The sequence below is a fragment of the Jiella pacifica genome (assembly GCF_010500815.1).
Lineage (GTDB): Bacteria > Pseudomonadota > Alphaproteobacteria > Rhizobiales > Rhizobiaceae > Jiella > Jiella pacifica.
Genome location: NZ_JAAAMG010000002.1, coordinates 273,667 through 286,722, shown reverse-complemented (window position 1 = coordinate 286,722; position 13,056 = coordinate 273,667). Strand labels below are relative to the sequence as shown.

Below are 13,056 nucleotides of genomic sequence, written 5' to 3'. Positions count from 1 at the left end.
AGCGGCCGCTCAGACACGTCCCGTGATCTCGAACGAAAAGGCCGCCTCGTGAACCGGGCGGCCTTTTTGCTTTCGTCGTCCGGGCCAGCGGGGCCGACACGGAGGATTAGGACATGGCGAGCCAAGAGCTTCGGGACGGCGCCGAGCGCTACGTGACGGCCGGCGGTGTGACAATCACCCGGCGCCGCGAGGCGATCGAATATACCGGCGCGATCGAGCCTTTCTTCGACCGGCTGGACACCCGGCGGGGGGCGATCCTCTTTTCCAACTACGAATATCCCGGCCGCTACACCCGCCAGGACGTCGCCTTCGTCGATCCGCCGCTGGCAATCGCCTCGCGGGGGCGTTCGCTGTGGATCGAGGCGCTGAACGCGCGCGGGCGGGTGCTCGCCGGTTTCATCGCCCGGGCGCTCGAAGGCTGCGAGGAGGTCGCCTCGATCTCGGTGGGCGAGACCCGCATCGACGTTGCCGTCGCCGAGCCGACCGTCGCGGTCACCGAGGAGGAGCGCTCGCGGATCCCGACGGTGTTTTCGATCCTGCGCCGGATCGTCTCCCTGTTCCGCTCGCCGGAGGACGACGCCGTCGGCCTCTACGGCGCCTTCGGCTACGATCTCGCCTTCCAGTTCGACCCGGTCGCCGAGGTCCAGGGCCGCGACCCGGACCGCCGCGACCTCGTCCTTTACCTGCCGGACGAACTCGTCGAGGTCGATCATTACTCCGCCTCGGCCTTCGTCACTCGCTACGATTTCGCCATGGACGGCGCTTCGACCGAAACGCTGGAGCGCGGTGGGGCGACCGCGCCCTTCGCGCCGGCCGACCGAATTCCGCCCCGCGGCGACCATGAACCCGGCGAATATTCCGAGCTGGTGCGCAAGGCCAAGGAAGAATTTCGCCGCGGGAATCTGTTCGAGGTCGTCCCCGGCCAGGTCTTCTACGAACGCGTCGAGCACCTGCCCTCCGAGATCTCCCGGCGGCTGAAGGCGGTCAACCCGTCGCCCTATTCCTTCTTCATCAATCTCGGCGACAACGAGTTCCTGATCGGCGCGAGCCCCGAGATGTTCGTCCGGGTCAACGGCCGGCGGGTCGAAACCTGCCCGATTTCCGGCACGATCAAGCGCGGCGAGGACGCGATTTCCGATTCCGAGCAGATCCTGAAGCTGCTCAACTCGAAGAAGGACGAGTCGGAGCTGACCATGTGTTCCGACGTCGACCGCAACGACAAGAGCCGGGTGTGCGAGCCGGGCTCTGTCAAGGTCATCGGCCGACGGCAGATCGAGATGTACTCCCGCCTGATCCACACGGTCGACCACATCGAAGGCCGGCTGCGCGACGGCATGGACGCCTTCGACGCGTTTCTGTCCCACGCCTGGGCGGTGACGGTGACGGGCGCGCCGAAGCTCTGGGCGATGCGCTTCATCGAGAAGAACGAGAAGAGCCCGCGCGCCTGGTATGGCGGCGCGGTCGGCATGGTGCATTTCAACGGCGACATGAACACCGGCCTGACGCTCCGCACGATTCGTCTCAAGGATGGGATCGCGGAAGTGCGCGCCGGAGCGACGCTGCTCTACGATTCGAACCCGGAGGAAGAGGAGGCCGAGACCGAGCTGAAGGCCTCTGCTCTCCTCGGCGCGATCCGCGAGGCCGGAGCCTCGAACGCTGCGGCCGGCGCCCGTGAGACCGCGAAGGTGGGCGAGGGGCTCAGGATCCTGCTCGTCGACCACGAGGACTCCTTCGTCCACACGCTGGCCAACTATTTCCGCCAGACCGGAGCGACGGTAGCGACCGTCCGCACCCCGGTGCCTGCCGAGATCTTCGAGCGCATCGACCCCGATCTCGTCGTCCTCTCGCCCGGCCCGGGCATGCCGTCCGACTTCGACTGCAAGGGCACCATCGCTGCGGCGCGGGCGCGGGGCGCGGCGATCTTCGGCGTCTGCCTTGGCCTGCAGGCCCTGGCCGAAGCCTATGGCGGTGCGCTGCGGACCCTGCACGTGCCGATGCACGGCAAGCCCTCGCGCATCCGCATCGACAAGCCGGGCATCATCTTCTCCGGCCTGCCGGCCGAGATCACCGTCGGGCGCTACCACTCGATCTTCGCCGATCCGGTGCGCCTGCCGCGCGACTTCGAGGTGACCGCGGAGACCGACGACGGCATCGTCATGGCTTTCGAGCACCGGACGGAACCGGTCGCCGCCGTGCAGTTCCACCCCGAAAGCATCATGACGCTCGGCGGCGACGCCGGCATGCGGATGATCGAGAACGTCGTCGCCCATCTGCCCCGACGTGCCAGGGAGAAAGCCGCCTGACGACGGCGGCGAGTTCGACGATGCCGGATACCAAAGCCCCGATCGCCAAGCGAATGGCGGCGGCGACCGTCGCCGTCGCGCTCGTCGTCCTCGCGATCAAATACTACGCCTATGTGCTGACCGGTTCGGTGGCGCTGTTTTCGGACGCGCTGGAATCGATCGTCAACGTCGTTGCCGGCCTCGTCGCGCTGTGGGCGGTCACGGTCAGCTACAAGCCGGCCGACAGCGACCACCACTTCGGCCACACCAAGGCCGAGTACTTTTCCGCGGTGGTCGAGGGCGTCCTCATCGTCGTCGCAGCCTTGCTCATCCTGAACGAGGCCTGGGGCGCCTATTGGAACCCGCGAGGGTTCGAGGCGCCGCTCGAAGGCCTCCTCCTCAATGGCGCCGCAACGGTGATCAACGCCGTCTGGGCGACCCTCCTCATCCGGCTCGGCCGGACCCACCGGTCGCCGGCGCTCTCCGCCGACGGGCGTCACATCCGCGCAGACGTCGTCACGTCGGTCGGTGTCATCGCCGGTCTCGCCGTTGCGACGGCGACCGGCTGGACCGTTCTCGATCCGATCCTCGCCGCCCTCGTCGCGCTCAACATCCTCTACGAAGGCACGCGGGTGGTCACCTCGTCGCTCTCAGGACTGATGGACCAGGCGATCGACGCCGAATCCGACGCCAAGGTGCGCGAGGCGATTTCCCTGAATGCCGACGGCGCCATCGAGGTGCACGACCTCAAGACCCGGCTGGCGGGCCGGGCGATGTTCATCGAGTTCCACCTGGTCGTGCCCGGCGAGATGACGGTGGCGAAATCCCACCTGATCTGCGACCGCATCGAGGACGCGTTGCAGGAGCTTTTCGCCGGCGCGACGGTGCTCATTCATGTCGAGCCGGAGGACGAGGCCAAGCAGACCGGCGTGCCGGTGCTGTGATTCAAAATATTGCAAAATCTACGGACTACTATGTTGTAAGAAGTTTCATAATTCCGCCTGTAATCCCTACTATTTGCGCGACGATGGGGAGCGCAGCGACCATCCGTGTCCATAGTGTTAAAAGGACATTCTGGCTTGGAGAATCTTTGCTCGCCTCCTCCCGAAATTCAATTGCTGCTTGAGAGGCAGTCGGATTATTCGATTGTTCACAATAAGCGATTAGGAGTGCTAAAGAATTTCGTATATCATTTTCATCTGATTGCGTTCTGACCTGATTTGCTGAATGACCTGATCCAATTTGTACAATTCCGGATACAGATCCGCCAATGGTCAACGTATTTACAATACTATCCGCGCGAGATTGTGCCTTAAACAATATTTCATTAGACTTTTCCATTGTGGACTCCCGGAATGAAACCATCGTCTTGTTCTCGTGAACCGTTTTTTCGTATTGTATTTTGAAGAAATCTCGAAGTAAATTGGAGATCCAAACTATAATGAAGAAATTTATAGCAACAAAAGTTATGTTAAGAAAGCCAAATATACCGCTCTGTGCCATCGCGATGAGTGATATAATTATTGATAATACAGAAAAAACCATAAAAATACTATATATAGTATAGAAAAAAGTGCTGAAAGATTCATAGTTTTTTGCGAGGCGTGGAAGATATGAATCATAGAAATATTTGTCGTGAGATGGATTGTACGCTTGTATATAGCTATCGGGCATCTTAATTCTCCGAAGTTATATTCATTTCCGCATATTTGATCGGAGCATCTGAGTCGTGCTCATATTCTATGTTATGCAAAGCTACCATTTCAATCAATCGTTGAAAAGCTCGATGGTGCCGACCACCGGCTGGGCGCCCGCCTCCGGATTGTCGGCCGGAACGACGTAGTAGCTGAGCGGGTCGGTGATGACGCCGGACTGGATCTTGTCGGTGATGTCGAAGACGAAACGCACCGGCTTTGCGGCGGTGTCGGCGCCGAAGGGCTGGGCATCGAAGAACTGCAGCGAGCCGACATAGTTCCGGCTGCCGCCCGTCGCCGGCTGGCTGCCGGGCTGGCCGGCGAAGACGTTGTAGATCGTGCCGGGCTGGATGTCGGTCTTGATGCCGCTGAGGACGAGATATTGCCGCTTCGGCGAGTTCTTCAGCTCGAGCGCGAAGCTCTGAACCGATGCGCCGGTTCGCGACGGCGTCAGCGTGATCGCCGTCGGCGCCGCGCCGAGCACCAGCGGCTGGTTGGTCGTTGCCATCATCTCGCTCTGCGCCGCCCGCGCCTGGTCGGGATCCTGCCCCGGATCGGCGGCCTGCAGATCCGGGGTCTGGCCGGCCTGGGCGGCCTGGGCGATCTGCGTGCCGCCGCCGAGGATGTCGTTCACCGCGGCCGCTCCGCTGAGGCCGATCGCCGGCCCGCTCTCGCGCGACGCGACGACCGCCTGCCGGCGCGGCAGGACGTCGTAGCTGTAGCCGAGCGGCTCGATCGCCGTGACCTGGCCGTTCGACACCTCGATCCGCCTGCCGCTCGCATCGGCGAAGACGTGAACCTGCTGGGTCGCCCAGTTCCGGCCGGTCGGGTTGCGGCCGCCATCAGCGTTCCAGCCTGCCCAGATTCGGTCGACGTTGCAATGGTGGATCCAGAAGATTGGATCTTGCGCGGCGAAGGGCACCGATCCCATGTTTTCGGTGCCGCCGGTATTGACGTGGATGAAGCCGTGCAGCTCGTTGTCGATGCGCTCGTTGAAGCCCTGCGGCACCCCCTGGGGCCCGGCGTAATATTGCCGCTCGCCCATGACGTCGAGGGACAGGAGCTGGCCCGGGAGGCCGCCCCGCACCTGGGTCAAGGGCGTGCCGGTGTTGATGCCGGGGTTGCGGTTCCCCTGGTAGAGAGAGGCGAAGAGCGGGTCGTTCGGCTGGCGGAATTCCACCGGAATCGAGGCATCCTCGGTGTAGTTCCAATAGGGCAGGGTGAAGCCGTCATCCTGTGCCACCCGGCGGATCGTATCCTCGAAGAACAGGATCAGCGCCCGGTGCCAGGGCAAAAAATTCGGCTGCCACGTGCCGCTGCCATGGGCCTGGCAGGTGCTCCAGACGAGATTGGCGAGATCGCGATCGGGGTTCGGCTGGCTGCCATAGATCCGGTTCAGTTCGGCGAGCTTCGAGGTCGAGCCGCTGACGGCGTGGGTGTACCACTGAAACGTCCAGGATGCGGGCGTGCCGGCGCCGGTCCGCTTCATGATGCCGACGGCGCGGGCGTAGGTCTTCAGCATCTCCTTGCCTTCGGCCGTGCGGGCATCGTAGCGGACCCGAACCGGCTGGGCGTTGGCCATCTGCTCGAAACTCAACGGCAGGACGCCCAGCATCGTCAGCGATGCGACGGCTTTGAGAACACCACGTCTGGACAACTGCATGGGAGCGGCCTTGACCTGAGGAAGTGACGAGCCCCGGACATCTTCATAAGACGAATGCAAGATCGATGCATCATGTCTTACCTAGCGTCACGAAAAGTTTTTACGCTCTCCCCCACCAGGACGCGGCTGGTCACCGTTCTTTGCCAGGCGCGCGCGACCGGTCTTGCAATTCGAACGCAATCGGCTACCTTCTCGTCATGATCTCGACGCCCGCCACCTCTTCGGCCATCGGTATGCGCGCATTCAGCGCCACGGCGTCGCTTGTCCTTCTTCCGCTTCTTCTCCTCCTTAGCGGCGGCCGTCGGACCCATTGATCGAAGGGGCGTCCGGCGGTCGAGCCGGCGCGGTCTGACCCACCTTCGCCTTGCCCCTTGCATCCCACAAATTCCGTGCAATCTCGGACGCGTTCCCGCATGAAGGCGGCGTAAGGGCCCCCGCGAGGGCGTACCGAGCGATCAAGGTCAAACCCGATGTCAGTCAGTCCCATCACACCTTTCGGCGCCGAGACGGCAAGCCCGGCGGAACGAGCCCACGAGCCGCCGCGCACCATGGCCGGCGCGCCGAAGAAATACCGGCCCTACGGCACCATCGATCTGCCCGATCGCACCTGGCCGGGAAAGACCATCACTGAGGCGCCGATCTGGTGCTCGGTCGATCTCCGGGACGGTAACCAGGCGCTGGTCGACCCGATGGGTCACGACCGCAAGGCCCGCTTCTTCGCGCTGCTCTTGGCGATGAACTTCAAGGAAATCGAAATCGGCTTTCCGTCGGCCTCGCAGACCGACTTCGATTTCGCCCGCTGGTGCATCGAACAGGGCGGCGCGCCTGAGGACGTTTCGCTGCAGGTGCTCGTCCAGTGCCGGCCGGAGCTGATCCAGAAGACCTTCGACTCGTTGGAAGGCTCGGTCCGGCCGATCGTCCATTTCTACAATTCCACCAGCGAGTTGCAGCGCCGGGTGGTGTTCGACAAGGATCGGGCGGGGATCAAGGGGATCGCCGTCGATGCGGCCAAGATGATCACCGACATGGCGGCAAAGGCCGGCGGCGGCTACCGCTTTCAGTATTCCCCCGAGAGCTTCACCGGCACCGAACTCGAATTTGCCGCCGAGATCTGCAACGCCGTTGCCGAGATCATTCGCCCGACGCCGGAGAACAAGCTGATCGTCAACCTCCCGGCCACCGTCGAGATGTCGACGCCGAACGTCCATGCCGACCAGATCGAATGGATGTGCCGTAACCTCGACAACCGCGACAAGCTGATCGTCTCGCTGCACCCCCACAACGACCGCGGCACGGCGATCGCCGCCACCGAGCTCGGCCTGATGGCCGGCGCCGACCGCGTCGAGGGCACCTTGTTCGGCAATGGCGAGCGCACCGGCAATGTCGATCTCGTGACTCTGGCACTGAACATGTACACCCAGGGGATCGATCCCGGCATCGACGTCTCGGACATCAACCAGATCAAGGACGTCTACGAATACTGCAACAAGCTGGCGATCCCTGAGCGGCATCCTTACGTCGGCGAACTCGTCTACACCGCCTTTTCCGGCTCGCATCAGGACGCGATCAACAAGGGCATGAAGGCCCGGCGCGCCGCCAACAGCGAGATCTGGGAGGTGCCGTACCTGCCGATCGACCCGAAGGACGTCGGCCGCAGCTACGAGGCGATCATCCGCATCAACTCGCAGTCGGGCAAGGGCGGCATCGCCTATGTCCTGCAGGCGGATTACGGGCTCAACCTGCCGCGCAACCTGCAGATCGAGTTCCGCGAGGACATCCAGCGGATCACCGACGAGACCGGTGTCGAGCTGCCGGTCAAGGCAATCTACAACCGTTTCATCGAGCGCTATGTCGAGCAGCCGGCAGGGCGGCTGAAATTCGTCGACCATTTCACCCGGCCGAACCAGAACGTGAAGGGCGAGCGGATCGTCGAGGCGACCATCGTCGATGGAGGCAAGGAAATTACCATCGAGGGCCACGGCACCGGGCCGATCGACGGCTTCGTCGACGCGCTCAAGCGCCATCTCGACATTGAGGTCTCGGTCTTCGACTATTCCGAGCACTCGCTCGGGGCGGGCTCCGATGCCCGGGCCATCTGCTACATGGAGATGGCCCATCCCGGCGGCCGGCTGTTCGGCGCGGCAATCAACAAGAACATCGTGACGGCCTCGCTGGAAGCCATCGTCTCGGCGGTCAATCGCATCCTCGCCGAGCGGGCCAGCACTGAGTGAGCCGGCATTGAACGGGGCGACATCGAACGATCCGACGCGTCTTCACGCGACCGAAGCGGGCGGCGGCGATCAGCCGCCGCTCGTGTTCCTGCATGGGTTCGACGGGCAGGCCGAGGTCTTTGGTCCGCTCGCCGCGGCCTTCGCCGCCGAGGGCCGTCACTGCCTGGCCTTCGATCTGCCGGGCCACGGCCGGTCGCGCGACTATCCCGGCTTCGGTCCGCCGAAGGTCGCGGCCCGGGCGGTCATCGCCGAGCTGCAGCGCCGCGGCATCGATGCGGTTCATGTCGTCGGCCATTCCATGGGCGGCGCGGTGGCCTGCCTGATGGCCCTGTTCGAACCGGCGCGGGTCCTTTCTTTGACGCTGCTGGCGCCGGGCGGCTTCGGTCCGGAGATTGGCGTCGCGCCGATCCGCAAGATGATGGATGCACGGACGGACGAGGACCAGATCGCCGCGCTGCAGGGTATGGTGGCGCAAGCATTTGCCGTTCATGCGCAGGCCCTGGAAGGCTTGAGCGACCGAGAGGGGCGTGAGGAGATCCGGCAGGTCTTCGATTTGCTGTTTTCGTCGGGCCGGCAGGGCGTGCTGCCGCTCGGTGCCATCGCCGATGCAGGCATCCCCATCGAGCTTCTCTGGGGCGAGGCGGATCCGGTCACGCCGGTCGCGCAGAGCGAAAACCTTCCCGCCGCCTTCACTGTCACCCGGCTTGCAGGTGTCGGGCACATGCTGACGCTGGAGGTGCCGGACGAGACGCTTGCCGCCATTCGCAGGGCGATGGCGAGGGCGGCCTCGACGGGAACCGAAGCTGCGTCGGCGCGGTGATGGTTTCCTTCGCTCGCAAAGCCCGTTACGGTTAATTTTGGGTTACTGGGTCGATTCGAGGCGGGAATGAGCGAGTCGAGAGACAACATCGCGCAGCTGATGGGAACGAAGCGTCTGGCAGACGCCGTTCGTCAGGCGAAGATTGCGGCGGCGCATCGCTCCGACGTCGTCGTCGACATTCGCGAGGCCGATCGGGCGCGTCTGGAGATCCTTGCCGAGGAGCTTCACCCGATCGTCCGCGAGCTCGATCCCGCCGACGACTTCTTCGACTTCACCATCTCCGGCGGCAGCCACCCCCGGCTGTGGATCGACGGCACCGCCAACGTCATGATGGCCCGCGACAGGCGCACCTACCGCTTCGTCCGCGAGACCCGCATCGGCCGGCTGACCATGGCCGAATCCACCGAGCCCCGGGCGATCGCCGACCGCGTGACCGATTATGTCGCCGCCCGCATGGTCGAGCGCGAAAAGGCCTATGCCGCCGACGACGCCATGGGCGCCGAAGAGGGCTATGCGAACGGCCGCAGCCTGCGCCAGGTGGAGGATCAGGACGAGCCGCTGCGTATCCCCGAGACGAAGAAAAAGTCGGAGGCAAAGCCGCAGCGCTCGAAGACCAGCGACTTCGCCATCGCGCTGGTCTGGCTGATGATCGGCGCGGTTCTCGGCGCCGCCATCCTGCTCGCCATCGCCTCCTATCGCGGCGTGACCATTCCAGGCTGACCGGCCGGCATTCTCTCTCGCCAGCCGGCCTGGCCCTGCCGGCAAACCCCGACGGCATTCCGGGCCCGGCGGTCAATGCCGCAGGTTCAGGGCGAGACCAGCCGGAAGAGATGGGCGAGATCCTTGAAGAAGATGCGTAAGTGCGCCGCCGGATCGCGGCGCGTCAGCTTCTTGTTCATGTAGGATTCCCAGGTCAGGCGCTGCACGTCCTTGTCGCGGCAGATCGAGACGAAGCGCTCGCGCTGCTTGTCGGACCGGTACCAGAAGGTCTGCATGATGCCGAGAATCCAGAACACCCGGCCATGTTCGCGCATGAAGGCTTTTCGCGCCGAGGCGAGGGCCTTGACGTTGCCCGTGGCCAGGAAGGCCTTAGCGGCGTCGGCGACCATTTCGGCGCTGACCATGGCGTAATAGATGCCTTCGCCCGAGGCCGGGGCGACGACGCCTGCCGCATCGCCGGCGAGGATCACGTCGCGGCCGTTGTCCCAGCGCTTCAGCGGTTTCAGGGGGATCGGCGCGCCTTCCCGGCGAAGGGTCTCGGCGTCGGCGAGGCCCGCCGTCTCCCGCAGCCGCTCCACTGCCGGCCTGAGGCCGTAGCCCTTGATGGCGCTGCCGGTTCCGATCGAGGCGGTCTCGCCATGGGGAAACACCCAGCCGTAGAAGTCCGGCGAGATGCGGCCCTGATAATAGACGTCGCAGCGCACCGGGTCGTAGTCGGCTTCGGGACTGGCCGGCTTGGCACGGACGATCTCGTGATAGGCGAAGACGCAGGGCACCTTGTCGGCGCCGGGGATCGCCTGCCGGCCGACGGCCGAGCGCGCGCCGTCGGCACCAACGACGAGGCGGGTGGAAATCAGCCGTTCGGGCGCCGCGGCGCCGTCTTCGCCCGTGCCGGACGGCTGGAAGCGGACCAAGGTGCGCTCGCCCTCCCGTTCGATCGCCTGGAAGCGGCCGGTGAAGCGCGTCGCCCCCGCCGCCGCCGCGCGCTCGCGCAGCCACTCGTCGAAATGTTCGCGATCCACCATGCCGACATAGCCGTTGTCGATCGGCATCGGCACGCGCTTGTCCGACGGCGAGACCATCTGGGCGCTGGCGATGCGGGCGACGAGCAGATCCGGCGCGATGTCGAAGTCGCGGACGAGGCGGGGCGGAATGGCGCCGCCACAGGGCTTGATGCGGCCCGCCCGATCGATGAGCGCGACGGAGTGGCCGGCCTCGGCGAGGGTCCGTGCCGCGGTGGCGCCGGCCGGGCCGCCGCCGACGACGACGACGTCGTAGAACGCGATGTCGCTTGTCTCGTCTTTCATGCCGGCACCACCTCGTTGGATGAAAGGGACTCTTCTTTCTCGGCCTGAACTAGTGGACGCGGCCGGACGATGCCGATCACCAGCTTCGCCGAGACGAGGAAGAGCAGCGCCTCGACGGCGAAGACCACGGCATAGGCCGCGCCACCGGCCCCGAGGACATGGCCGGCGAGATCGACGGCGAGGGTGCCGAGGAAGCCGCCGGCACCGAAGGCGATCGCCTGCGCCGCGCCCCAGACGCCCATGCGCACGCCCTCCCGCCCGCGTGCGCCCTCGCGGGCGAGCGCCATCATCTTGGCGATGGCGGCGACGGCGAAGACGCCGTTGCCGAGGCCGAGCGCGAAGACCAGGGCGCCGATCGGGAGATAGCCGGGAAAGAGGCCCGAACCGGCCAGCATGGCCAGCGCCAGGGCCGAGGCGAGGCAGCCGGCGACGGAGAGGCCCGTCAGGACTCCGGCCACGCGGCGGGCGAGCATCGGCGCGATCACCGCGACCAGCAGCATGCCGAGAAACGTCCCGCCATGCTGGGCGCTGGAAAGCGCGGTCGTCTCGCCGGGCGTCATCGAAAAGACGATGCCGGCGAAGGGCTCGAGGATGAGGTCCTGGCCGGCATAAGCGAGCATCGAGACGACGACGAAGATGGTGAAGCGGCGGGTTTCTGTTTCGCGCCAGACCTCCTTCAGGGCCTGACGGAAGGCCGGCTTGGGAGCCGACGGTGCGCGGCTTTCCGCCGGGCTCGGCGGCCTCTCGATGCCGGCAAGCCCGGCGAGGCTGACCAGGAAGGCGATGGCGCAGACGGCCGCCGTCACGGCGATCAGCCGCTCAGGCGAATAGGGGTCGAGGACCTGGCCGGCGACGCCGGTGGTGACGACGAAGCCGAAGATCATCATCATCCAGATCAAGGTGGCGGCGGGCCCGCGCCTCTCCGCGGCGACATGGGTCGCGACGAGGGTGAGGAGATTGGTTCCCGCCGCGCCGACGCCGACGCCGATCGCCGCGAAGGCGAGGATGGCCGCGACGATGCCGGCCGTCGGGTGGTGCTGCATCAAGGCCGTCGCGCCGGAGGCGGCGATGGCGCCGAGGCCGAGGACTGCAAGGCCCGCGACGATGAAGGGCGTGCGTCGTCGGCCGCCATCAGAGCCGTGGCCGAAGAGCGGGCGCATCAATTGCAGGGCATAGTGAATGCCGACGAGGGCTCCGGGGACGATGGCCGGGAAGGCGAGTTCGACGACCATCACCCGGTTCATCGTCGAGGTGGTCAGCACCACCATTGCGCCGAGCCCGGTCTGAACCAGCGCCAGCCGAAGAATCTGCAGCCAGGAGAGACCGCCCTGTGCCATCGTCTAGCTCCCGATGATGCCGCCGAGGGCGAAGGCGGCGACCATCATGCCGAGGACGTAGAGGCTGGTGCCCGTTGCGTTGTACCAGGGGGCTCGGCCGCGCGGGTCCTCGACGAACCGGCGCATCAGCATCGCCTGGCCGGCGACTAGCACGAGAATGGCGAGGCCGTAGAGCGGCGCACTCCAGGCAAAGAGGAGGGCGGCGACGAGGAGTTGCGGCAGCGCCATGACGAAGCAGGCGATCAGCGCCGCTGCCTTGGCGCCGTACTGGACCGGCAGGGAGCGGACGCCGAGCGCGACGTCGCCCTCGATGGCCTTGAAATCGTTGAGTGTCATGATGCCGTGGGCGCCGATGCTGTAGAGATAGGCGACGAAGATGATCTTGCCGTCGGGAAGGCCGCCGGCGACGACGGCGGCGCCTGTGAACCAGGCGAGGCCTTCATAGGCGAAGGCGACGGCGGCGTTCCCCCACCAGCCATTGCGTTTCAGCCGCAGCGGCGGAGCGCTGTAAGCGAAGGAGAGCAGGCAGCCGAGGGCGGAAGCAAGGCCGACCCAGGGGCCCAGAGCGAAGGCGACGGCCAGCGAAAGGGCGGTCCAGACGATCGCCAGATAGAACGCCGAGCGGCCCTGCATCCGCCCGGACGGGATCGGCCGGTTCGGCTCGTTGATCGCGTCGACATGGCGATCGAACCAGTCGTTCACCACCTGGCTCGCACCGCAAAGCAGCGGTCCCGCGAGAACGATTCCGGCCAGGACAATCCAGACGGTCTGGCGATCCGGCTCGGCCATGGACCGGGCGGAGATCGCTCCGCAGCCGAACGCCCACATGGGCGCGAACCAGGTGATCGGCTTCAACAATTCGATCCCGGCCGAAACCATCGGTCGCATGCGGGTCGGCGTGTCTGCGATCAATCGGCTCATGGAGGAAGGCTAGGCGGGGCGCGCAAGAGTGTCAACAAAATTTGACACTTCGCCGTCATGTCGACCGTGAATTGTCGACCG

At 65.2% G+C, this 13,056-nt stretch carries 10 protein-coding genes; 5 read left to right on the top strand and 5 right to left on the bottom strand.

Annotation, left to right across the window (positions count from 1 at the left end; translation table 11 throughout):
* The first annotated feature begins 113 nt into the window (after positions 1 to 113).
* Together GTK09_RS04045 and GTK09_RS04040 are read left to right on the top strand one after the other, a co-directional pair.
* On the top strand, positions 114 to 2,303 hold the full coding sequence (locus GTK09_RS04045) for an anthranilate synthase (RefSeq protein ID WP_163461208.1): 2,190 nt from the start codon (positions 114 to 116) through the stop codon (positions 2,301 to 2,303).
* A 20-nt stretch (positions 2,304 to 2,323) separates the two neighbouring features.
* On the top strand, positions 2,324 to 3,226 hold the full coding sequence (locus GTK09_RS04040; protein ID WP_163461207.1) for a cation diffusion facilitator family transporter: 903 nt from the start codon (positions 2,324 to 2,326) through the stop codon (positions 3,224 to 3,226).
* A gap of 28 nt (positions 3,227 to 3,254) precedes the next feature.
* Here the strand turns inward: GTK09_RS04040 and GTK09_RS04035 are convergent, their stop codons facing one another.
* On the bottom strand, positions 3,255 to 3,956 hold the full coding sequence (locus tag GTK09_RS04035; RefSeq protein WP_163461206.1) for a hypothetical protein: 702 nt from the start codon (positions 3,954 to 3,956) through the stop codon (positions 3,255 to 3,257).
* 93 nt (positions 3,957 to 4,049) lie between these two features.
* Complete coding sequence (locus GTK09_RS04030) at positions 4,050 to 5,639, bottom strand: tyrosinase family protein (RefSeq protein ID WP_163461205.1); 1,590 nt, start codon at positions 5,637 to 5,639, stop codon at positions 4,050 to 4,052.
* A 548-nt stretch (positions 5,640 to 6,187) separates the two neighbouring features.
* Here GTK09_RS04030 and leuA point away from each other — a divergent pair.
* The 3 genes from leuA (at position 6,188) to GTK09_RS04015 (ending at position 9,410) form a co-directional block, all read left to right on the top strand.
* Complete coding sequence (leuA, locus tag GTK09_RS04025; protein WP_163461439.1) at positions 6,188 to 7,870, top strand: 2-isopropylmalate synthase; 1,683 nt, start codon at positions 6,188 to 6,190, stop codon at positions 7,868 to 7,870.
* Positions 7,871 to 7,877: 7 nt separating this feature from the next.
* Positions 7,878 to 8,690 carry an alpha/beta fold hydrolase gene (locus GTK09_RS04020; RefSeq protein ID WP_163461204.1) on the top strand — a complete coding sequence of 271 codons (813 nt, stop codon included), beginning with the start codon at positions 7,878 to 7,880 and terminating at the stop codon, positions 8,688 to 8,690.
* Between the two features lie 66 nt (positions 8,691 to 8,756).
* Positions 8,757 to 9,410 carry a hypothetical protein gene (locus GTK09_RS04015; RefSeq protein WP_163461203.1) on the top strand — a complete coding sequence of 218 codons (654 nt, stop codon included), beginning with the start codon at positions 8,757 to 8,759 and terminating at the stop codon, positions 9,408 to 9,410.
* 86 nt (positions 9,411 to 9,496) lie between these two features.
* Here the strand turns inward: GTK09_RS04015 and GTK09_RS04010 are convergent, their stop codons facing one another.
* From GTK09_RS04010 to chlG, 3 genes are read right to left on the bottom strand one after another with little or no spacing between them, the layout of a single operon-like run.
* Positions 9,497 to 10,717 carry a geranylgeranyl diphosphate reductase gene (locus GTK09_RS04010; RefSeq protein ID WP_163461202.1) on the bottom strand — a complete coding sequence of 407 codons (1,221 nt, stop codon included), beginning with the start codon at positions 10,715 to 10,717 and terminating at the stop codon, positions 9,497 to 9,499.
* Positions 10,714 to 12,054, bottom strand: coding sequence for a BCD family MFS transporter (locus GTK09_RS04005; RefSeq protein WP_163461201.1), 1,341 nt, complete (start codon positions 12,052 to 12,054; stop codon positions 10,714 to 10,716). Before GTK09_RS04005 ends, GTK09_RS04010 begins: the two co-directional genes overlap by 4 nt.
* Positions 12,055 to 12,057: 3 nt before the next feature.
* Complete coding sequence (chlG, locus tag GTK09_RS04000; RefSeq protein WP_163461200.1) at positions 12,058 to 12,975, bottom strand: chlorophyll synthase ChlG; 918 nt, start codon at positions 12,973 to 12,975, stop codon at positions 12,058 to 12,060.
* Positions 12,976 to 13,056: the final 81 nt, after the last annotated feature.